This is a genomic window from Roseovarius sp. MBR-154, from assembly GCF_053628595.1.
On sequence record NZ_JBRJGR010000012.1, the window covers coordinates 89,124 to 110,158 of the forward strand.

At 64.2% G+C, this 21,035-nt stretch carries 17 protein-coding genes; 11 read left to right on the plus strand and 6 right to left on the minus strand.

The annotated features are described in order from the left end of the window. Positions 1-2: 2 nt before the first annotated feature. The gene (locus tag ACSSV4_RS15025; RefSeq protein ID WP_454275946.1) at positions 3-3,107 is read right to left on the minus strand and encodes an efflux RND transporter permease subunit; all 3,105 of its coding nucleotides are present in this window, start codon (positions 3,105-3,107) and stop codon (positions 3-5) included. Between the two features lie 20 nt (positions 3,108-3,127). Continuing rightward, positions 3,128-4,243: an efflux RND transporter periplasmic adaptor subunit gene (locus ACSSV4_RS15030; RefSeq protein WP_454275947.1), complete on the minus strand. Its 1,116-nt coding sequence runs from the start codon at positions 4,241-4,243 to the stop codon at positions 3,128-3,130. A gap of 202 nt (positions 4,244-4,445) precedes the next feature. Here ACSSV4_RS15030 and ACSSV4_RS15035 point away from each other — a divergent pair, with 202 nt between their 5' ends. After that, on the plus strand, positions 4,446-5,063 hold the full coding sequence (locus ACSSV4_RS15035; protein ID WP_454275948.1) for a TetR/AcrR family transcriptional regulator: 618 nt from the start codon (positions 4,446-4,448) through the stop codon (positions 5,061-5,063). Positions 5,064-5,163: 100 nt separating this feature from the next. On the opposite strand, the gene ACSSV4_RS15040 is transcribed toward ACSSV4_RS15035, so the two are convergent. Together ACSSV4_RS15040 and ACSSV4_RS15045 are read right to left on the minus strand one after the other, a co-directional pair. Then, positions 5,164-6,798, minus strand: a complete 1,635-nt coding sequence (locus ACSSV4_RS15040) for a hypothetical protein (protein WP_454275949.1) — start codon at positions 6,796-6,798, stop codon at positions 5,164-5,166. Then, the gene (locus ACSSV4_RS15045; RefSeq protein ID WP_454275950.1) at positions 6,795-7,481 is read right to left on the minus strand and encodes a thiamine diphosphokinase; all 687 of its coding nucleotides are present in this window, start codon (positions 7,479-7,481) and stop codon (positions 6,795-6,797) included. The genes ACSSV4_RS15040 and ACSSV4_RS15045 overlap by 4 nt, the downstream gene beginning before the upstream one ends. A 148-nt stretch (positions 7,482-7,629) precedes the next feature. Here ACSSV4_RS15045 and ACSSV4_RS15050 point away from each other — a divergent pair, with 148 nt between their 5' ends. The 3 genes from ACSSV4_RS15050 to ACSSV4_RS15060 all read left to right on the plus strand — a co-directional run bounded on the left by ACSSV4_RS15050 (position 7,630) and on the right by ACSSV4_RS15060 (position 13,108). Then, positions 7,630-9,801, plus strand: a complete 2,172-nt coding sequence (locus ACSSV4_RS15050; protein WP_454275951.1) for a hypothetical protein — start codon at positions 7,630-7,632, stop codon at positions 9,799-9,801. 76 nt (positions 9,802-9,877) lie between these two features. Next, complete coding sequence (gatB, locus tag ACSSV4_RS15055; protein ID WP_454275952.1) at positions 9,878-11,392, plus strand: Asp-tRNA(Asn)/Glu-tRNA(Gln) amidotransferase subunit GatB; 1,515 nt, start codon at positions 9,878-9,880, stop codon at positions 11,390-11,392. Positions 11,393-11,479: 87 nt separating this feature from the next. Then, positions 11,480-13,108, plus strand: coding sequence for an AMP-binding protein (locus ACSSV4_RS15060; RefSeq protein WP_454275953.1), 1,629 nt, complete (start codon positions 11,480-11,482; stop codon positions 13,106-13,108). Between the two features lie 7 nt (positions 13,109-13,115). On the opposite strand, the gene ACSSV4_RS15065 is transcribed toward ACSSV4_RS15060, so the two are convergent. Together ACSSV4_RS15065 and ACSSV4_RS15070 are read right to left on the minus strand one after the other, a co-directional pair. Then, positions 13,116-13,859, minus strand: a complete 744-nt coding sequence (locus tag ACSSV4_RS15065; RefSeq protein ID WP_454275954.1) for a sulfite exporter TauE/SafE family protein — start codon at positions 13,857-13,859, stop codon at positions 13,116-13,118. Then, positions 13,856-14,764, minus strand: a complete 909-nt coding sequence (locus ACSSV4_RS15070) for a LysR family transcriptional regulator (protein WP_454275955.1) — start codon at positions 14,762-14,764, stop codon at positions 13,856-13,858. Before ACSSV4_RS15070 ends, ACSSV4_RS15065 begins: the two co-directional genes overlap by 4 nt. A gap of 150 nt (positions 14,765-14,914) precedes the next feature. Between ACSSV4_RS15070 and ACSSV4_RS15075 the strand changes: the two genes are divergently transcribed. The 7 genes from ACSSV4_RS15075 to ACSSV4_RS15105 all read left to right on the plus strand — a co-directional run bounded on the left by ACSSV4_RS15075 (position 14,915) and on the right by ACSSV4_RS15105 (position 20,784). Next, positions 14,915-15,892: a Bug family tripartite tricarboxylate transporter substrate binding protein gene (locus ACSSV4_RS15075; RefSeq protein ID WP_454275956.1), complete on the plus strand. Its 978-nt coding sequence runs from the start codon at positions 14,915-14,917 to the stop codon at positions 15,890-15,892. Between the two features lie 81 nt (positions 15,893-15,973). Beyond that, on the plus strand, positions 15,974-16,465 hold the full coding sequence (locus ACSSV4_RS15080; protein ID WP_454275957.1) for a tripartite tricarboxylate transporter TctB family protein: 492 nt from the start codon (positions 15,974-15,976) through the stop codon (positions 16,463-16,465). Beyond that, positions 16,462-17,952 carry a tripartite tricarboxylate transporter permease gene (locus ACSSV4_RS15085; RefSeq protein WP_454275958.1) on the plus strand — a complete coding sequence of 497 codons (1,491 nt, stop codon included), beginning with the start codon at positions 16,462-16,464 and terminating at the stop codon, positions 17,950-17,952. The genes ACSSV4_RS15080 and ACSSV4_RS15085 overlap by 4 nt, the downstream gene beginning before the upstream one ends. 138 nt (positions 17,953-18,090) lie before the next feature. Then, positions 18,091-18,531, plus strand: a complete 441-nt coding sequence (locus ACSSV4_RS15090; RefSeq protein WP_454275959.1) for a YeeE/YedE family protein — start codon at positions 18,091-18,093, stop codon at positions 18,529-18,531. A gap of 3 nt (positions 18,532-18,534) precedes the next feature. Continuing rightward, on the plus strand, positions 18,535-18,969 hold the full coding sequence (locus ACSSV4_RS15095; RefSeq protein ID WP_454275960.1) for a DUF6691 family protein: 435 nt from the start codon (positions 18,535-18,537) through the stop codon (positions 18,967-18,969). Further along, positions 18,966-19,850, plus strand: a complete 885-nt coding sequence (locus ACSSV4_RS15100; protein WP_454275961.1) for an MBL fold metallo-hydrolase — start codon at positions 18,966-18,968, stop codon at positions 19,848-19,850. Before ACSSV4_RS15095 ends, ACSSV4_RS15100 begins: the two co-directional genes overlap by 4 nt. Positions 19,851-19,899: 49 nt before the next feature. After that, entirely contained in the window at positions 19,900-20,784 is an 885-nt protein-coding gene (locus ACSSV4_RS15105) for a substrate-binding domain-containing protein (RefSeq protein WP_454275962.1), read from the plus strand. Positions 20,785-21,035: the final 251 nt, after the last annotated feature.

Consider the following 21,035-nt stretch of genomic DNA (forward strand, 5'->3'; position numbering starts at 1 on the left):
CGCTATTCCCTGGTCGAGGCGCGCCGGAACAGGCGCGTCACGATCACGAAGAAGAGCGGCACGAAGACCACGCCCAGCACCGTGCCCGAGACCGTGCCGCTGAGCACGCCCGAGCCGATGGCGTTGCGCCCGCCCGAGCCTGCACCGGAACTAAGCACCAGTGGCAGAACGCCAAGCGAGAAGGCCATCGAGGTCATGATGATCGGGCGGAAGCGTTGCCGCGCCGCCGTCGCCACCGCCTCTATCACGCGCTCGCCCGCCTCGTGGCGTTCGCGGGCAAACTCCACGATCAGGATTGCGTTCTTGCCAGTGAGGCCGATCACCGTGAGCAGACCGACCTGGAAGAACACCCCGTTCTCGAACCCGCCGAGCCACGCACCGGTGAGCGCGCCGACGATACCAATGGGCATGGCGAGCATGACGGCGAAGGGAATCGACCAGCTTTCATAAAGAGCGGCCAGTGACAGGAACACGGCGGCCAGCGAGAGCGCATAAAGGAGCGGCGCCTGATTGCCCGATTCGCGTTCTTCCAGCGAGAGCCCCGTCCAGGCCAGTTCGAACTCGGTGCCAAGTTCGGCCGCAAGCCGCTCCATCTCGGCCATCGCCTCGCCGGTCGAGACGCCGGGCGCGGGAGAGCCCTGCAATTGCACCGAGGGGATGCCGTTGTAGCGGTAAAGCCCTTGCGCGCCGTAATCCCAGTTGCCTTCGGCGAAATTCGAGAACGGCACCAGCCCGCCGCTGGTATTGCGCACGCGCCATTTCTCGATATCGGTCGGGGTGGCGCGGGCCTCGGCCTCGCCCTGCACATAGACGCGTTTGATTCGGCCTTGATCGAGGAAATCGTTCACGTAAGTCCCCGCCCAGGCGATTTGCAGCAATTCGCCCACATCGGTCGGGGTCAGCCCCATCGCCCCCGCCTTGCGCCAGTCGATATCGAGGTTGAACTGCGCCGCGTCCTCCAGCCCGTTGGGTCTGGCGGAGGCGATGAGATCGCTTTGCGCGGCCATCCCCAGAAGCTGATTGCGCGCGGCCATCAGGTCGCCATGGCTCTGCCCGCCGCGCGCCTGCAGGTAGAAATCGAAGCCCGAGACGTTGCCCAACTCGATCACCGAGGGCGGCACGACCGGAAAGACCTGCGCGTCGCGGATCTGGCTGAATGCCCCAAAGGCGCGACCGGCGAGGGCCTGCACGCTTTGATCGGGTCGCGGGCGCTCGTCCCAGTCCTTGAGCTGCACGAAGGCGAGCCCCATGTTCTGGCCGTTGCCGGAAAAGCTGAAGCCGACGACGCCGAACATCGACTCGACTACTTCGGATTCCTGTTCGAGGTAGTAATTCTCCACCTGTTTCACCACGTCGAGCGTGCGCTCGGCGGTCGAGCCTGTGGGGGTCTGTATGAGGGTGAAGAGGATGCCCTGATCCTCTTCGGGCAGGAACCCGGTGGGCGTGCGCAGGAACATCAGCGCCATGCCGAGGGCGAGCGCCAGATAGACCACGAAGACCCGCACCGGGCGGCGCACGGACCAGCGGACGGTGCTGGTATAGCCCAAGGTCAGCTTGGTGAAGCCGGTGTTGAACCACGCGAAGGGGCCGCGTTTCGGCGCGTGCCCCTTGGGTTTCAGCAATGAGGCGCAGAGCGCGGGGGTCAGCGTAATCGCCACCACGACCGAGAGCGCCATCGCCGAGACAATGGTGATCGCGAATTGCTGGTAGATCACGCCTGTGGAGCCGGGAAAGAACGCCATCGGCACGAACACCGCCGAGAGCACCATCGCGATACCCACGAGTGCACCGGTGATCTGGCCCATGGATTTATGCGTGGCCTCGCGCGGGGGCAGGCCCTCTTCCTCCATGATCCGCTCGACGTTTTCCACCACCACGATGGCGTCATCGACCAGAAGACCGATGGCCAGCACCATCGCCAGCATGGTCAGGGTATTGATCGAGAAACCGGCGGCGGCGAGCACCCCGAAAGTGCCCAGAAGGACCACCGGCACGGCAAGCGTCGGAATAAGCGTGGCGCGCAGGTTTTGCAGGAAGAGCAGCATCACGAGGAACACCAGCCCGATGGCCTCGAACAGGGTCTTGATCACCTCCTTGATCGAAATCTCGACAAACGGCGTGGTGTCATAGGGGATCACGTAATCGACGCCCTCGGGGAAGAAGCGGGCGAATTCCGCCATCCGTTCCTTGATCGCGCGCGCGGTGTCGAGCGCGTTGGCGCCGGGTGCGAGCGTGATCGCCATGCCTGCCGCCGGGTCGGTGTTGAAGCGCGCGGTCGTGGCATAGTTTTGTGCCCCGATCTCAACCCGGGCGACGTCATCGAGCAGCACGAGGCCGCCATCGGTCTCGGCGCGCAGCACGATCTGGCGGAAATCCTCGGGCGTGCTCAGGAGCGACTGCGCAGTGATCGTGGCGTTGAGTTGCTGGCCGTCGACCGCGGGCCGTGCGCCGAATGCCCCCGCCGAGATTTGCGCGTTCTGCGCCGAGACGGCGGCCACGACCTCTGATGGCGACATCCCGAAGGCCGCCAGCTTGGACGGGTCGAGCCAGATCCGCATCGCGTATTCCGAGCCGAACACCTGCACTGAACCGACGCCCTCGACGCGGCTCAGCTCGTCCACGAGGTTGGTGGACATGTAATCCGACAGATCCACCTGTTCGAGCGCGCCATCGGTCGAGATCATGCCCACGACCATCAGGAACCCGGCCGAGGATTTCTCGACCGTGATGCCCTGACGCTGCACGATCTCGGGCAGGAGCGGCGTGGCCTGTCCCAGCTTGTTTTGCACCTGCACCTGCGCGATATCGGCGTCGGTGCCGGTCTCGAAGGTCAGCGTGATCTCGGCATTGCCCTGCGAGGTGGAGCGCGACGAGAAATAGCGCAGCCCATCGAGCCCGGTCATCTGTTGTTCGATCACCTGCGTCACGGTATTGGCGACCGTGTCGGCGGAGGCGCCGGGATAGTTGGCGGCCACCGTGACCGAGGGCGGCGCGATTTCGGGATATTGCGCAACCGGCAATAGCCGGATTGCCAGAACCCCGATGCCCATGATCAGGATCGAGATGACCCAGGCAAAGACCGGGCGGTCGATGAAGAAACCTGCCATGCTTTACGTCCTTTGCCCGGTTATTTTGCGCGTTCTTCGGGGGCGACCGTGGCCCCCGGAGAAGTTTTCTGAAAGCCCGAGACGACGATGCGATCTCCGGGGTTCAGCCCCTCGTTGACGACCCATTGATTGCCACGGTCCTGCACGATGCTGATCGTGCGCTCCTCGATCACGTTGTCTTCGTTCACCACCCAGGCGTTGGGCCGCCCGCGCCGGTCGCGTACGACGCCTTCCTGCGGAACAAGATAGACGGATTCGGCAACCTCGACCGGCATGTCGACCTGCACGTACATGCCGGGCAGGAGCAGGAGATCGGGGTTGTCGAACTGCATGCGCAGCGTCACCACGCCGGTCTGCGGATCGACATTCGGCTCTGCGGCCTTGAGCTGGCCGGTCTCTGAATAGTCCGAGCCATCCGCGAGGATCAGCCGCACCGTGGCATCCGCGCCGCGCAATTCCTCTTCGGTCTCGCCGCGCCGCCAGCGGAGCAGGTCGGCGGCGGATTGGGTGACGTCCACATAGACCGGGTTGATATTGCGGATCACCGCCAGCGGCTGCGCCTGGCTTGCGGTCACGAGCGCGCCCTGCGAGGTCTGCGACAGGCCGATCCGGCCCGAGAGGCGCGCGCGGATCGTGGTGCGCGACAGCTCGATCTCGGCAGAGTTGAGTTGCGCGCGCGCCAGTTCCAGCCCGGCCTCGGCGCTGTCACGCGCCGATACCGCCTCATCGAGCGCCTGCTCGCTGGCCACGTTGCGCGATTGCAGTTCCACCAACCGGTTCGCCTCGCGTTCGGCGGCACGCAACACGGCCTCGGCTTGCGCCACAGTGGCGCGCGATTGACGGACTGAGGCCTCGTAGGTCGCCACGTCGATCTGATAAAGCGGGTCGCCCGCAGACACGTCGGCACCCTCGTCGAACAGACGCTCGGTGATGATGCCGTTGACCTGCGGGCGCACCTCGGCCTCGGCAGAGGCGGCAACGCGCCCGGGCAACAGCGAGGTCAATGTCACGTCCTGAGGCGCGACCGTGACCACGGTCACCGGTGCCGGGCCTTGCCCCTGCTGCGCGGTCAGGGCGCCGGGCATCAGAGCGGCACAGGCTGCAACTGCGAGTATGAGGCGAGAAAGATAAGCCATCACGGAGCCCTTTCACGGATAAAGGAGTGGCGCGCATGCACCCGTCGTATTATAAAACCATTGGGTTTTATAAATATGACCCGTTTGGAAATGGCAAGCGCGCAATTGGGGGCACACAGTGACTGTGCGAGGATGAATGGGGTCGATACCGGCAAAGCGCCCGTCAATCGGGCAATGTGATCCGGGACGACGCGGGCGTCCGGTGACGCTCTCGCCAGAGGCGCGGCGCGAGGCGATCTTTGCCGCGCTCGAAGAGGTGCATGCCGAGGCCGGGCTCGACGGCGCGACGATGCAGATCATCGCGCGCCGGGCGGGGATGTCCAAGCGCACGCTCTATGATGTGTTTCCCAGCCGGACCACGCTCTTGCGCGCCTATATGGACAGGGTTGCGGAGCAGTTCATCCAGCCCTTGCCCGTCTCGGAAACGGATCTGCCGATTGCCGAGCGTCTGAACCGCATCCTGACCAGCAATGCCCGCCATCAGGGCTATGGCCTGCCGCTGGAGATCCTGCGCACCTTCATGGCGCAGGTGCCTGCCTGCCCCGAGATCGGGCGCGATCTGGTTGATCGGCTGATGCAGCGCGATCTCCGTATTCTCACGCAGGAATTGCAGCGCGGCGTTGCGCGCGAGGAAATTCGACTCGACGATACCGAGGCGGCGGCCGCGCTTCTGCTCGACATGGTGCGGCCCTGGCCGATCGAATCGCTGCTCGATCCGGCGCGGCTGGCCTCGCCCAAGGCGTTCGCGGCGCGCCGTTGCCTTGCCATCGAGGTGTTTCTTGCAGGCGTCGCCGTCCGGCGTGGGGATGGCGCGCCCTAGAGCTTTTCGGCCTTTTGTTGAAACACTGAAGAATGCTCTGGCCTATTGATTTTTCGCAATTTCGAACCGAAAAAGTCTATCAACTTTTTCTGAAATTGCTTCAGTCCTGCGTGCGCAGGCGCGAATTCTGCACCATGGCCACCGCCAGTAGTGGCAGGCCCACTGTCACCACGCTCACCACGATCAGCAGGATGCCGAGATCGGAATAGTCCGCAGGGGTGGTGACTTGCCCGGTTTCGGGGTCGGTGACCTCGCGGGTGATGACGAAGACCTCGTTGAGGTATTTCGTCAGCAACGAACTCGCCGACAGCGCAAGGTTGGTGAAGGAGGCCATGACGGCAAAGAACGTCGCCTTGAGGTCATTCGGAGCATTGCGCGCGATCCAGGCCAGCATCGGGATCATCGCGATCTGCCCGAGCGGCGATTCGATGGCCGTATCGAGAATCGCGATGAAGCGCGCATCGACGACCCCACCGGTGAGCGGTGCGGTGATGTCCTGAATTCCGTAATAGAGCCCGATATTGGGCAGTGACAGAATGCCCCCCGCCAGCGTCAGCAGCACCACAATATAGACGATGGGTTTGCTGGCCATCAGCGGGCGCAGGATCACCATGCCCACCAATGTAAGCACCGAGGTAATCAGCGACAGGATCGACAGGAACTGTTGGTCAAAGCCCAGAACGTCGATGGAAAACCACGTATAGCCGTCACCCGGGCGGGGCACCGCGCGAAAGATGAAGATGACCAGCGCCGTGCCGATCAGCGCCCGCGCCTGGGCTGGTGTCAGCACCGCGATCAACTGGCGCATCAGGAGCAGCACGATTGTCATGGAGCCGACAAAGATGATCTCCTGCCCATAGGCGATGTCGCTCAGCCCGACAGTGAGCGAGATCGCCACGAAGCCCGCGCCGCCAATGAAATACCACGGGTTCGGCTTGGTGTCCTCGTCGGGCCGCTCGAAGAGCGCATCGGCCTCTGCGGGGCCGAGGCCGTTGCGGATCAACCCCCGCCGCGCGCGGATCTTCTGGACCCCTGCCAGCACCACGCCCGAGACCGACACCACAGGAATGAGCAGTGCGGTCAGGTAGATATTGGCGTAAATCTGACGCTTGGCGTCGTCGTCCATCGCCTCGATGCCCGAAAACATCGAGATATTGAGCGTCGCCACGGCCACCGTCCCCAGGATCAGCGCGAACCGGCCCAGCGTCTGCATCGTCGTGTGCATGGCGCGCGATTGCTCGAGCCCGATCTCGCGGCCTTGCGCATCTATCTGCGGCACCGCTTCGACCGACATGGCATCGGCCACCGCATCCTGGATCACCAGACCACAGGGGGCCAGCAGGTAGGACGTGATGTACCACGCAGCCATCGGCATGATCGCGGTCATCATCTCGGTCTGCGTCAGCAGCAGGTGCATGATGAAGACTGACAGCCCGATCAGCCCGGCACCGAGATAGACCAGCAGCCATTTCCAGCGCCAGATGATATCGACCAGATGGCCCAACGGCATCTTCAGCGCCCAGGGCAGACCCGCCCAGAAGGCGAGCCCCGCAAGATAAGCCGCCGAGAGGTCGAGATATTCCTTCACGAAGAAGGTGCCCACGATCATCGTCAGCCCCGAGAAGCCGGCGGCGAAATAGACCATCAGCGGCGGCAGGAAGGTCCAGCGCATCTGCCGCCCGAGATCGCAGACGACCGCGTCGATCCAGCTTCCGATCCGGCCTGTCGCACTCATCTCGGGTTTGCCCCGTCAGGCCACCGCGCCGCACTCTCGGCAAGGGCGGTCACCACGATGTCGAGCCTGTCCACCCGCAGCATCACCAGCATCTTGGGCGCGGTGACGGTCAGATGCACCGGCCCGGTGGCCGCGTTCGATGTGCCGCTCTGCCCGTCAGGGGCGAAATTCAGCCCGCGAATCGGCCATTGCAGCCCGTCGGACGCGCCCTCGACCGCGCCCATCGGAAAGAGAGAGACGCGACAGCCCGGATCGAGCGGCAAGTGGATCGCGGGCGGGCAGAGGAACATCAGATCGACCTCGCCCAGCAGGACGCAGCGCTGCGCCGGGTAGCGCACCAGCGCGTTGCAGGCCGCCAGTTGATGATCGAGCCGGTCGCCGCAAAAGCCGACGCCGAGAATGAGCGGTGCCGCGATGCTGCGCAGGCATTTGTCGAAATCGGTACTGTGCTGATCCGGCATGTGGTGCAGGATGGCCTCGGGCAGGGCGGCGCGCGCGTGGTCCGAGATGCTGTCGAAATCGCCGATCACCGCGCGCGGCGTGACGCCATGGGCCAGCGCCCGGTCAGCCCCGCTATCGGCCGCGACGACCCGGTCCGCCAGCCCGAGGGCACGGTCGAGCAACCGGTCCGACACCCCGGCCCCGCCGATCAGCGTGATTGGATCGTTTTCGTGCACAATCATTTCTCGCCGTCCTTATCGTTGCCTTAACCCTTGCGATGACACATTGTGACCATGAAATGATACAGTAAAGATCGAAGAATCGCGCCGCTTTGGTCTTGGCGGTCATGGTAAACACTGTCTTTGCAGGCAAGCAAAGCGAGCTTTAAATATGGTTGGTTCAAGCAAAATTCTGACGGTCTCCTACGGCACCTTTTCGTGTACGCTGGAAGGCTTTGATGATTCATTCGATACGATGAAAGCGATCGCGGAATATTTCCGCGATCTGGCCGCAGACGACCGCTATTTCGGGGCAGAGCCGCCAACGCCGGATGCAGAGATGCTGGCCCGCATCGCCGAACGCGAGATTTCGCGCCGGGTCGAGGCCAGCGAACAGCAGGGCCGCATCGTCCTGCGGGCTGACAACGCGCCGCGCAGCGGCGAGGCCGCGACCGAAGATGCCGCGCCGCCTCAGGAAAAGGCTGCGCCCACGGCGCTTGCCGCACCGCAGCCCGAGACCACGACGCAGGACGCGCCAGATGCCGATCTTGCCGATACCGCATCGGAAGTGGCCATGGCCGCGACGAATTATGCGCCCGAACCGGTCGCGGAGCCCGCCAAGGCCGCCGAGCCCGAGTGGCAGGAGGTTCCGCAGCCTGAGCGCCGGGCGCCGCTGGCCGCCGATCCTGACAGTTTCGCGGCCAAGCTGCATTTGATCCGCTCGGTCGTGAGCGGCGATGCGCCCTCTGTTACGGACCAGTACAGCGAAGACGAGCATGCGCAGGACTTCGTGCACTCGGACTCCGACGAGACCGCGTTCTGGCCGGACGTGTATGAGGACGAGGTCACCGAAGAAGAGATCGCCACACCCGCCGATCTTGCCGCGCATTCGGAACCCGAGGCCGCGCAGCAGGATGCGTTCGAGGATACGCTGGCCGCACTTCTGGCCGATGACAGGGCGGAGCCAGAATCCCCAGTGGAGCCCGCGCCGCAGGAAACCGACAAAGACGACGCGATGCAAGATGAGGCGCCCGAGAGCCCGCCCGTGATGGGCGCCGAGGACGGAGCGGCTGCCAGGGATCACGACGCAATCGGCGTGGACGAGGTCGAGGATGACACGGTTGCCGACGCCGACGGACCCGAAGTTGCCGAAGCCGAAGCGGCCGAGGGCGACGCGGTTGCAGAAGCCGATGACATTGTCACCACGGATGAAACCGCACCGGGACAAGATGCGGTGATCGAGGACGAGCCGCTGACGGGTGGTGCGACGCTGCGCGACGCGGGCTCTGAAAACGACGCGCCCGAGAGCCTCTATGAGGACGAGACGCCCGAGCTCCCGAGTGCACGCGTGCTCAAGGTCAAGCGCGAGGCGCTTGACGAGATGCTCGAACAGGGGCTCTTCGAAGACGATACCGACACGGGTGAGGCCGAACGCGACCTCAGCGAGAACATGTTCGACGACGAGTCCGCACTCAGCCCCGAGGAAGAGGCCGAGTTGCAGCGCGAACTCGCCGAGCTCGAGGCAGAATTCGACCCGGAGGCCGCGCTCGAGGACGAGCCGGAGGAGGGTGAGCCGGAGACGGCAGAGGTGTCTCTGCCCCAGAGCGAGGAGCCCGGCTTGCGGGTGGCAGAGCCCGCCGATCATACGCCCGCAGGCCGCCGCAAGCTTGCCCGTGCCGAGGCCGAGGGCGATCTGTCGCGCATCTTCGACGAAACCGACAGTCAACTCGAGGCCCCCGCCTCCAGCCAGCGACGCAACACGATCCAGCACCTGCGTGCCGCGCTCGAGGCGACTCGCGCCGAAAAGGCCGCCGGATCCGAGCTCAAGCCCGATGTCGACGAGACACCGTATCGCGCCGACCTCGCCGATGTGGTACGCCCGCGTCGGCCGCAGGTGCTGCCGCCTTCGGAGGCGCGCAGCGCGCGCCCGGTCGAGGCCCGTCCCGCGCCGCTCAAGCTGGTGGCCGAGCAGCGGGTGGATACCGATCGGGGGCCAATCCGGCCGCGCCGGGTCTCCGCCGCCGATATCCAGACCGGGGCCGAGACCGCGCGCGAGGGCGGGTTCACGGCCTTTGCCGAGAAAGTGGGAGCGAGCGCGCTGCCCGACCTGCTTGAAGCCGCTGCCGCCTATCTCGCCGATGTCGAGGGGCGGCCGCAATTCTCGCGCCCGATGCTGATGGGCAAGCTCAAGGAGATCGAGCAGGACCGCTTCTCGCGCGAGGACGGGCTGCGCTCCTTTGGCAAGCTGTTGCGCGACGGCAAGCTGCAAAAGCTGTCAGGCGGGCGGTTCGCCATCACCGAGGAAACCGAGTTCCGCGCCCGGAACAACCGGCAGGCGGGCTGAGATCCGCGCCTATCCCCTTGCCCCCGTGACCGGCGCCGCGTAGAACGTGGGCGAAGTCAGAGCATGGAGCGGCGCGATGCTGGATCTCACCTACGAGACCCCGAAACCCAAGGTCATCGCCGGGGCGAAACACGACTGGGAACTCGTCATCGGGATGGAGGTGCACGCGCAGGTGGCCTCCAAGGCCAAGCTGTTCTCCGGGGCCTCCACCCAATTCGGGGCGGAACCCAATTCCAACGTCGCCTTTGTCGACGCCGCCATGCCCGGCATGCTGCCCGTCATCAACGAGTTTTGCGTCGAGCAGGCGGTGCGCACGGGGCTGGGGCTGAAGGCGCAGATCAACCTCTGGTCGGCGTTTGACCGCAAGAACTATTTCTATCCCGACCTGCCGCAGGGCTACCAGATCAGCCAGCTTTATCATCCGCTGGTTGGCGAGGGCGAGATCCTCGTCGACATGGAACCGGGCATCGCACGACTGGTGCGGATCGAGCGCATCCACATGGAACAGGACGCGGGCAAGAGCATCCACGACATGGACCCGGCGATGTCCTTCGTGGACCTGAACCGCACCGGCGTCTGCCTGATGGAGATCGTCAGCCGCCCCGACATTCGCGGCCCTGAAGAGGCCGCCGCCTATGTCACCAAGCTGCGCCAGATCCTGCGTTACTTGGGCACCTGCGACGGCAACATGCAGAACGGCAACCTGCGCGCCGACGTCAACGTGTCGGTCTGCCGTCCGGGGCAGTATGAGAAGTACCAGGAGACACAGGATTTCGCGCATCTCGGCACACGCTGCGAGATAAAGAACATGAACTCCATGCGCTTCATCCAGATGGCGATTGATTACGAGGCACGCCGTCAAATTGCGATCCTCGAATCCGGCGGCGAGGTGGTGCAGGAAACCCGCCTCTATGACCCGGACAAGAACGAAACCCGCTCCATGCGGTCCAAGGAAGAGGCGCATGATTACCGCTATTTCCCCGACCCCGACCTGCTGCCGCTGGAAATTGAGCAGGCCTGGGTCGACGATATCGCGGCCAACCTGCCCGAACTGCCCGATGCCAAGAAGGCCCGTTTTGTTCTGGAATTCGGCCTGTCGGAATATGACGCGAGCGTGCTGACCGCCGACCTCGCCAATGCCGGCTATTTCGAGCAGGTCGCGGCGGGCGCGGGCGACGGCAAGCTGGTGGCGAACTGGGTGATCAACGAACTGTTTGGACGGTTGAAGAAAGAAGACCATTCCATCGAGGACAGCCCGGTCAGCCCGGCGCAACTGGCCGCCATCGTGCGGCTGATCAAGTCCGACGCCATTTCCGGCAAGATCGCCAAGGACCTTTTCGAGATCGTCTATACCGAAGGCGGCGACCCCGAGACCATCGTCGAGGAACGCGGTATGAAGCAGGTGACAGACACGGGCGCGATTGAGCAGGCCGTCGACGAGATCATCGCCGCCAACCCCGCGCAGGTGGAAAAGGCGAGAGGAAATCCCAAGCTGGCGGGCTGGTTCGTGGGGCAGGTGATGAAGGCCACCGGCGGCAAGGCCAACCCCAAGGCGGTGAACGAGATCGTGACGGCCAAGCTGGGGCTGTAACGGCCCCCGCCCGATCTTCCCCATTTGAAAGCGCCCTGAACTTGCCTAATCTCCCCGGACCCGCGAGGGAGAATCAGGGAGGGTTCGATGGGCTGGATGAAGGACGAGACCGGGCTGGAGCGTTGCGCCGCGAATTTCGTGGCGCTGACGCCGTTGTCGCATCTGCGGCGCGCGGCGCATCTCTTTCCGGATCGCGAGGCGCTGGTCTATCACGGGTTCCGCAAGACCTATTCCGAATATCACGCGCGGGTCTCACGTCTGGCCTCGGCGCTGGTGGGTCTCGGGATCGAGCCGGGCGACGTGGTGGCCACGCTGCTGCCCAACATCCCCGCCCATTGCGAGGCGCATTTCGGCGTGCCGGCGGCGGGGGCGGTGCTCAACGCGATCAACACCCGGCTCGAGGCGGACACCATCGCCTATATCCTCGATCACGGCGAGGCGCGGCTGGTGCTCTGCGATCCGCAGTTCCTGCCTACGCTCATGCAGGCCACCGAACTGATGGAACGCCCCGCCCCCGGCATCATCGAGGTGGCCGACGATCAGGCGGGCGTGCATGGCCACGGGCATTACATGGAATACGAGGAATTGCTGGCCACCGGCGACCCGGAGTTCGAGTGGATCATGCCGCAGGACGAATGGGAGAGCCTCGCGCTCAACTATACCTCGGGCACCACGGGGCGGCCCAAGGGCGTGGTCTATCACCATCGCGGCGCGTACCTCATGACCATGGGCACCGTCGTGAGTTGGGACATGCGGCGCTATCCGCGGTATCTGACCATCGTGCCGCTCTTTCATTGCAACAACTGGAACCACGTCTGGATGATGCCTGTGCTGGGCGGCACCACCGTGTGCTGTCGCGACATCACCGCCAAGGCGATCTATGACGCCATCGCCGATGAGGGCGTCACCCATTTCGGGGCCGCGCCCATCGTGCTCAACACCATCGTCAACGCCAAGGGCGAGGACCGGCGGGCGTTCGAGCATATCGTCGATGTCTTTACCGCCGGGGCCCCGCCCCCCGCCGCAACACTGGCGGCGATCGAGCCCCTGGGCTTTCAGGTAACGCAGGTTTACGGGCTGACCGAGACCTATGGCCATGTCACCGAATGCCTGTGGCAGGAGGGCTGGAACGATCTGGATGACGACGACCGCTATGCGATCAAGGCGCGCACCGGTGTCCTGATGCCGATGATGGAGGACATCACCGCGATGGACCCCGAGACCATGCAGCAGACCCCAATGGACGGGAATGCGCAGGGCGAGATCATGATCCGGGGCAATTCGGTGATGAAGGGGTATCTCAAGAACCCCAAGGCCACGCAGGAGGCATTCGAGGGGGGCTATTTCCATTCCGGCGACATCGCCGTGCAGCATCCCGACGGCTATCTGCAGATCGCCGACCGGGCCAAGGACATCATCATCTCGGGCGGCGAGAATATTTCCTCGGTCGAGGTGGAGGGGGTGCTGATGCGGCACTCGGCGGTGCTGCTCTGTGCCGTGGTGGCGCGGCCGGACGAGAAATGGGGCGAGGTGCCCTGCGCGTTCGTCGAGTTGAAGGATGGCGCGACGGCGGAAGAGGCTGACCTCATCGCCTTTGCCCGCGAGCGTCTGGCCGGATTCAAGACGCCGAAATCGGTGGTGTTTCAGGAATTGCCCAAGACCGCGACCGGCAAGATCCAGAAGTTCGAGTTGCGCCAGATCGCGCGAGGTCTGTGAGGCCGCGTCACGCCAACTCGCGCAGCAGCAGGACCAAGCCCGAAACAAGCGTTATCGCGATCAGCAACCGCCGGAAGGCGGCGTCGTGCAGGCGCTTGAAAATCGCGATGCCGATCTGCGCGGCCACACCCGAGAGCGGCAGGGCAAGCGCGAGGTAGATCAGCGTCTCGCGGGTATAGGCTCCCTTGAGCGCGAGCGCGGCTGCCGTGAGGGTGAGAACCGTGACGTTGAACGGTTGCAGCACCGCGCGCGTCTCGGATTTGGCCCAGGGGCGCAGGGCGCACCACATCATCGGCAGCGCGCCCGAGAGCGAGGCCGCCCCGCCTAGCACCCCGCCCGAGAAGCCCACGATCATGTCCCAGATCGGGGTCGGGCGTTCAAAGCGGGGAAGTTGGGCGCGCAGGCTGAAATAACCGCCATAGAGGATGAGAAGCCCGGCGATCACCAGTTTCAGGCTACGCGCGTCGAGCACCGACAGGATCAGCACACCGAGGGGGATGCCTGCGATGCCCGGCAGGAGGAACCTTGCCAGCCGCCGCTTGTTTGCGCCGATGGCATGGCGGACGACCCATAGCCCCTGCACGCCCGTGAAGACCGAAAGCACGACGACCACCGCCACCGCCTGCACCGGGGGCATGACATTGAGGAAAAACCCGAGCGCGAAAAGCGCGGTGCCAAAGCCTGCCATCCCGTTGATCAGCCCGCCCGCAAGCGCGCCTGCGGCGACGTAAAGCGCGGTCTCGGGCGTCATGCGGGGGTGCCTGCCACAGCCGGCTTGAAGGCCCCGATCCCGACCGCGCCCAGCAGGGCGGTGTGGATCTCCTGAATGACCCGGATGCGGGGATTGTCGCGGCGATGCGCAAGCGTCAGTTGCCGCACCGGTGCTCCTTCGGGCAGGGGCAGGCGACGCAGGGGCAGGGGGCTTGCCCCGCGCACGCAGCGCGCGGGCACGATCGACACGCCAAGCCCCGCCAGAACCATGCTGGAAATCGCCTCCAGACCCTGCAATTCCATCGTCACGTTGACGGCGATGGACTGCTCGCGCAGCCAGCCGTCGATCAGCCCGCCCACCACCGCATCCCGGCTGAAGCGGATGAAGGGATGTTGCGCCAGAAGGGCGCGCACGTCGTCGCCGGTGGTGTCCTCGGGGGCCAGCAACTCCATCGGTTCGCGGGCGATGTCGGCATGGTCTATCTCAGGCGGCAGCGGGCCTTGCCGCGACAGCACCGCGCAGTCGATCGCGCCACGCTCGACCTCGGCGATCAGCCCGGTCGTCATGCCGGGCACGATGCGCACATGCAGGTCGGGAAAGCTCTGCTTCAGCAGCCTGACCGAGAGCGGCGTGAGGCCCGTGAGGGTCATCGGCACCGCGCCGAGCGAGATCTCGCCCTGAAACCCCTCATCGCCCAGAACCGACGGCACAATCCCGTCATAGGCGCGCACGATGTCGCGGGCGTGGGCGACAAAGGCCCGCCCGGCCGGGGTGAGTTCGGGGGTGCGACGCGACCGGTCGAAGAGCGCGACGCCCCATTCCTCCTCGAGGCTGCGCATCTGCTGGCTGACGGCGGCATGGGTCACGAATACCGCGTCAGCGGCGGCGCTGAAGGTCTTGTGCTCGTCCACGGCGATCAGGGTGCGGAGGCGTCGGATTGACATGATCTGCCTTTACCGTAAGCTTGTCTAACGCAAGCTGTAACGGAATATTGCTTATATTAAGGTTGCCTTAAAGTTACACCTGAACCGGCAGGCGGTGCAATGCGCGATCACGACCCGCGTCGCCACGCCACGACAGAGGAGGAGGACAAAATGAAACTGAGACATCTGGGCGCGCTGTGCGCCATGGGTCTGGGGGTTGCAGCGGCACCCGCGCTGGCCGAATATCCCGAACGCCCGATCAACATGGTCATTCCCTATGGTGCCGGGGGCGCGACGGACATCTCTGCGCGCACCATTGCCGAGCCATTGGGCAAGGCCGTGGGCGGCACGCTGGTCATGTCGAACATCACCGGCGCGGGCGGGGCAACCGGCTCGGTCGCGGTGCAGAACGCCAAGCCCGATGGCTATACGATGCTGTTCGCGCGCGTCGGGTCGCATACCGTCAACCCGGCGATGAAGGCGACGCTGCCCTATACGCTCGACGATTTCCGCTTTGTCACGGTCTACGAGATCAACCCGGTGGCCTGTGCCGTGCGGCCCGATTCCGGTATCGAGAGCATGGAGGATCTGGTCAGCCTGACCGAGAGCGAGGGCACCAGTTATAGCTCGTCGGGTGTGGGCTCGATGCTGCATCTGGCGGCGGTGTTCGTGCTCGATGAATTCGGCGTCAAGGACCCGCTGGAAAAGGCCACGCATATCCCGCAAAAGGGCGGCGGTGCTGCGGCAACGGCGGTGCTCAACGGCACGGCGACGTTTTTGTGCACCAATACTTCGGCGCTGGCGAGCTTCGTTGCCAACGGACAGCTCAAGCCGCTGATGGTGACCACGGACGAGCCGGTACCGGGCTTTGATGCGCCGTCCGCCAACAGCCTTGGCAAACCTGAACTGCGCCAGTTGGTGGGTTGGACCGGCATTGCCGGGCCCGATGACCTGCCCGACGAGGTGGCCGACAAATGGGGCGAGTGGATGAGCGTCGCCGCCGGAAACGAGAAATTCGTCGAGCAGATGACCTCGCGCGGGTCGGTCATTGAGGTGATGAGCCCGGAAGAGGCGAATGAGTTCATCGAGACTCAATACAACACCTTCCGTGCGCTGGTCGACAAGCTGGGCATGCGGATCGAAGGCTGAGGCCCGATTGACAAACGTCCCGGGCGCGGCTGACATGCGCCCGGGCAATATCAGCCGTCATCTGATGGGGGAGGGTCAGGTTTGAGCCATCGGGCAATGCAGATGCAGCTAGGCATCGGGGCTATTTTCGCAGCCCTCTTTCTCATTCTCTACGCCATTCCGAACTGGGTATCGTCGCCCAGCAATGTGCGCAACATCGTGCTGTCACCGCTGTTCTGGCCTTACATTCTCGGCGGGCTGACCGGGCTGGTGGGGCTCGCGCTGGTGCTGACGGGGCGGCAAGGGATGGGCGGCGGCGACCCGGTCAATGACCCGATCGATGATCCCCGAAAGGGCATGCTGCGCCTGGCGGCTATGGCGGTGCTGATGGTGGCGACCTTCTGGGTGATGCCCGCGCTCGGCATGGTCTGGAGCTCGATGCTGGCCTTCGTGGCCCTTGCCTTTCTCGTCAAGACGCGCCACCCGGCGACGGCCTTCATTTGCGCAATCGTGGTGCCCCTCGTGCTCTACGCCTTCTTCGCGCATGTGGCGAGCGTCGCAATTCCGCAGGGTGAACTGGTAAGACTGCCATGAGCCTCATTGACAGTGTGATGGCGGGGCTGGCCCTCGTCGGCAATTGGGAGGCATTCCTGTCGCTGGTCATCGGCATCGTGATCGGCGTGGTCGGTGGCGCGATCCCCGGTATTTCGGCGACGATGGCGGTGGCATTGGCGCTGCCCTTTACCTTTCCGATGGCGCCGATCAATGGCATCCTGCTGCTGCTGGGCGTCTACAAGGGCGGCATTTTCGGAGGCTCGATCCCGGCGATCCTGATCAAGACGCCGGGCACGCCTGCCTCTTCTGCCACGATCCTCGACGGGCATCCAATGGCGGCACGCGGTGAGGCGGGGCGCGCACTCGGCATGGCGCTCTGGGCGTCCTGCACGGCGGATTTCGTCTCGAACCTTGCGCTGATCTTCTTTGCGGGGTTCCTTGCGTCTTTTGCCCTGAGCTTCGGCCCGCCGGAATTCTTCGCACTCATCCTCTTTTCCCTGACGATCATCGCAGGCGTCTCGGGCGAGAGCCTGCTGCGCGGGGCGCTGTCGGCGCTGCTGGGGCTTTTGCTCGCCACTATCGGGCTCGATCTGGTCTATGGCACCAACCGCTTCACCTTCGGCGATCCGAACCTGATGGGGGGCCTCAATTTCATCGCCGTGCTGATCGGCCTCTTTGCCATCCCCGAGGTGATCAACATGGTCTGGCACCCCACCGGTCACATGGGCAAGGTGCAGAATCTGGGCAGCAAATGGGTTACCTTCGCGGAGTACAAACGCTGTTTCCGCTCGATCATCCGGGGCAGTTTCATCGGGGTCTTTCTCGGCTCCATCCCCGGTATCGGCGCGGCCCCGGCGGCGTTCCTGAGCTATTCCGAGGCGCGGCGCAAATCGCCCAACAAGGCGAATTTCGGCAAGGGCGAGATCGAGGGTGTCGCGGCGTCGGAGGCGGGCAACAACGGCGTGGCCGGCGCGACGCTCATCCCGCTCTTGGCGCTTGGCGTGCCGGGCGACGTGATCACCGCGATCATCATCGGGGCCTTCATGGTGCACGGGCTGCAACCGGGGCCGATGATGTTCGTGATGAACGTGGACATCATCTATGGCCTTTTCATCGGTCTCATCCTGTCCTCGGGCATCTTGTTCATCATCGGCGGGCTGGCGATTCGCGGCTTCCGTCCGGTGGCGGATATTCCCAAGCGAATTCTGATGCCGATGGTGCTGGTGCTGTGCATCTACGGGGTGTTCGCGGTCAACAACAACATCTTCGACGTGGGCGTGATGTTCGTTATGGGCTGGGTCGGCTTCGTGATGTCACGCTATCACATCCCGGCCGCGCCCTTCCTCATCGCCTTCATCCTCGGGCCGCTGCTCGAGGATAATTTCCGCCAATCCATGCTGATGTCAGGCGGCAGTCCCGAGATCCTGCTGCGCGGGCCGATCACCTGGTTCTTCTGGGCGCTGACGGTGATCAGTATCGTGGCGATCACCCGTGGCACCCTGCGCGCGGCACAATCCAAGGACTAGGTTGCGCGCGGGCCCGGTCACATTTCTGTGGACGCGGGATTAGGACTGTAAAAAACAACGCCTCTTTCATATATTCAGTCATGAATATGTGGTGAGGCGCCGTCAGGCGCTTTCATGGCGGATGAGGGACGACGGAAAATGACAGGGTTCGAGACGGAGTTCACACCGCTCATGTCACTGGCGGGGGGCGTGCTAATTGGATTGTCCGCAGTATTGCTGATGTTCCTGCAAGGCCGGGTGATGGGGGCCACGGGCATCCTCTCGGGGCTGGTGACTGGCTCGACGCCGGGCGACAGGGGTTGGCGCGCGGCGATGGTCGCGGGGATGATCGCCGGGCCCTTGCTGGTGCTGGCGGTGAGCGGGCAGATGCCCGCCGTCGATGTACCCGTGAGCTGGCCGATGATCCTGATCGGCGGGTTCATCGTGGGTATCGGCGTGACCTATGGTTCGGGTTGCACCTCGGGGCACGGGGTGTGCGGCAATGCGCGGCTCTCGCCCCGGTCGATGATCGCGACCATCACGTTCATGATTGCCTGCGGGATCACCGTCTATGTCATTCGCCATGTGTTGGGGGTCTGAGCCATGCGTTTCATGTCTGCATTCGTGGTGGGCCTGATCTTTGGCGTTGGGATCGCCATTTCCGGCATGATCAACCCGGCCAAGGTGCTCAACTTCTTCGACATCGCCGGAACATGGGATCCGAGCCTGATCTTCGTGATGGGCGGTGCGCTGGTGACCACCTTCATCGGCTATCGTTTCGTGCTGCGGCGTGATAAGCCGGTGATCGAAGAGAGATTCCAACTGCCCACGTCGCGCGATATCGACGCGCGGCTGATCGGCGGCGCGGCAGTGTTCGGCATCGGCTGGGGCATTGCCGGGTTCTGCCCGGGGGCCGCCGTGCCCGCGCTCGGCACTGGCAAGGTCGAGGTCGCGGGCTTTGTCGCGGCGCTTCTCGCTGGGCTTTGGGTAGCGCGCCTAATTCAGGCGAAACAGGCGGAACGGAGGTCCACGGCATGAGCGACTACCCGGTGAACATGAAGCTGCATCCGCAGGTCGAGGCATTCTTCGATGACGGGACCAATACGATCAGTTACGTGGTAAAGGATCCGGGCTCTGATGCCTGTGCCGTGGTCGATAGCGTGATGGATATCGATATGGCGGCGGGGCGGATCACCTATGATCATGCCGACGCGATGATTTCGTATATCGAGCGCGAGGGCCTGAGCCTCGAATGGATCATCGAGACCCATGTGCATGCGGATCATCTGTCGGCGGCTCCCTATATCCAGGAGCGTCTCGGCGGCAAGGTCGGCATCGGCGAAAGGATCATGGTCGTTCAGGACGTGTTCGGCAAGATCTTCAACGAAGGCACCGAGTTTCAGCGCGATGGCAGCCAGTTCGACCGGCTGTTCACCGAGGGCGATACCTACACGGTGGGCGGGATGACCTGCTTTGCGATGCACACGCCGGGCCATACGCCTGCCTGCATGGTGCATGTGATGGGCGACGCGGCGTTTGTGGGCGATACGCTTTTCATGCCCGATGGGGGCTCGGCCCGCGCCGATTTCCCGGGCGGTGATGCGGGTGAGCTTTACGACAGCATCCAGAAGGTGCTTGGCCTGCCCAATGCCATGCGCCTCTTCATGTGCCATGATTACGGGCCGGGTGGCCGCGATATCGCGTGGGAGACCACGGTGGCCGAGGAAAAGGCGAACAACATTCATGTGGGCGGCGGAAAGTCCCGCGAAGACTTTGTCAAGTTCCGTACCGAGCGCGATGCGCAACTGGCCATGCCGCGCCTGATCCTGCCGTCGCTTCAGGTCAACATGCGCGCCGGAGAGGTGCCGCGCGACGCCGATGGCAACCCGATGCTGAAACTGCCGGTCAACCGGCTCTGAGCGCGCTTTCCTGCTGATTTCCGGATCAGGATGGGCTAGGAAAAAGGCAATGCCCCAGAGATCCGGAGAGCCGATGGACCCTGCCTATCTGACCACCAAGGAAGTTGCCGACCTGCTGCGCGTGCGCGAGCGCAAGGTTTATGACATGGTGGCGACAGGCGAGATTCCGCATCGCAAGATCACTGGCAAGCTGCTCTTTCCGCAAGGCGAACTCACCGCCTGGATCGAAGGCGAGGGCGCGTTGCACCCCGCCACGCGCCCCGACCTTGTGACCGGCTCGCACGATCCGCTGCTCGACTGGGCGCTGCGTGAAAGTGGGGCCGGGCTCGCGACCCTGTGGAATGGCAGCTGCGACGGTCTGGCGGTATTCGCCGAGGGCCGCGCGGGCCTTGCCGGGCTGCACATCCCTGACGCCGACGGCTGGAACATCGCCACACTTGAGGCAGCGGGATTGCGCGACGCGGTGCTGATCGGCTGGGCGGCGCGGGAGCGTGGCCTGATACTGGCCCCGGCAGTGGCGGACATGGTGCGCGATTTCGGCGATTTGCGCGGGCGGCGGGTGATCCTGCGGCAGGAGGGGGCCGGAACCACGGCGCTTTTCGATCGCCTGATGCGGGAGGCGGGGCTTGCCCCCGGCGATATCCTCACGCCCACCAGCCCCGCCCATACCGAAAGCGACGCGGCGGCGGCGGTGGCGGCGGGCGAGGCCGAGGCGACGCTCGGCATCGAATCCATGGCGCGTCAGTTCCGCCTCACCTTTCGGCCGCTGTTGCAGGAACGCTTTGATGTGCTGATCGACCGGCGGATCTATTTCACCGACCCGGTGCAGCGCCTTCTCGCCTTCATGCGATCCGACGCGATGGTGGCCAAGGCCGCGGCGCTTGGCGGCTATGATCTGGCCCCGATGGGGCAGGTGCGCTGGCTGTCGCCGTGAGGCCGGGGAAGGCCCTTGCAAGCGGCCTTATGTATCAAACGCACCAATGCAATATCAATCAACAACAGGGTCGACTCTATGCAAGGTATTGTCGAATGATTGATTTATGGAAATTATTGAGAATCAATCTTCTTTTCAGCGCGGGTGGTCTTACACTGAGCTACTCCCCATCGGTTGGACAGGATCTGGCGTAAATTAAGCTACTCTTTGCACCTGCTGATCGGGTTGGGTTTTGTCTTTTCTCAGCCAAT

Bases quoted from the DNA above. Each gene is read 5' to 3' on its own strand.
- ACSSV4_RS15030 (WP_454275947.1), bottom strand. From the start codon at position 4,243: ATGGCTTATCTTTCTCGCCTCATACTCGCAGTTGCAGCCTGTGCCGCT.
- ACSSV4_RS15085 (WP_454275958.1), top strand. From the start codon at position 16,462: ATGAGCCTCATTGACAGTGTGATGGCGGGGCTGGCCCTCGTCGGCAAT.
- ACSSV4_RS15040 (WP_454275949.1), bottom strand. From the start codon at position 6,798: ATGAGTGCGACAGGCCGGATCGGAAGCTGGATCGACGCGGTCGTCTGC.
- ACSSV4_RS15090 (WP_454275959.1), top strand. From the start codon at position 18,091: ATGACAGGGTTCGAGACGGAGTTCACACCGCTCATGTCACTGGCGGGG.
- gatB (WP_454275952.1), top strand. From the start codon at position 9,878: ATGCTGGATCTCACCTACGAGACCCCGAAACCCAAGGTCATCGCCGGG.
- ACSSV4_RS15045 (WP_454275950.1), bottom strand. From the start codon at position 7,481: ATGATTGTGCACGAAAACGATCCAATCACGCTGATCGGCGGGGCCGGG.
- ACSSV4_RS15050 (WP_454275951.1), top strand. From the start codon at position 7,630: ATGGTTGGTTCAAGCAAAATTCTGACGGTCTCCTACGGCACCTTTTCG.
- ACSSV4_RS15100 (WP_454275961.1), top strand. From the start codon at position 18,966: ATGAGCGACTACCCGGTGAACATGAAGCTGCATCCGCAGGTCGAGGCA.
- ACSSV4_RS15060 (WP_454275953.1), top strand. From the start codon at position 11,480: ATGGGCTGGATGAAGGACGAGACCGGGCTGGAGCGTTGCGCCGCGAAT.
- ACSSV4_RS15070 (WP_454275955.1), bottom strand. From the start codon at position 14,764: ATGTCAATCCGACGCCTCCGCACCCTGATCGCCGTGGACGAGCACAAG.
- ACSSV4_RS15075 (WP_454275956.1), top strand. From the start codon at position 14,915: ATGAAACTGAGACATCTGGGCGCGCTGTGCGCCATGGGTCTGGGGGTT.
- ACSSV4_RS15065 (WP_454275954.1), bottom strand. From the start codon at position 13,859: ATGACGCCCGAGACCGCGCTTTACGTCGCCGCAGGCGCGCTTGCGGGC.
- ACSSV4_RS15095 (WP_454275960.1), top strand. From the start codon at position 18,535: ATGCGTTTCATGTCTGCATTCGTGGTGGGCCTGATCTTTGGCGTTGGG.
- ACSSV4_RS15105 (WP_454275962.1), top strand. From the start codon at position 19,900: ATGCCCCAGAGATCCGGAGAGCCGATGGACCCTGCCTATCTGACCACC.
- ACSSV4_RS15025 (WP_454275946.1), bottom strand. From the start codon at position 3,107: ATGGCAGGTTTCTTCATCGACCGCCCGGTCTTTGCCTGGGTCATCTCG.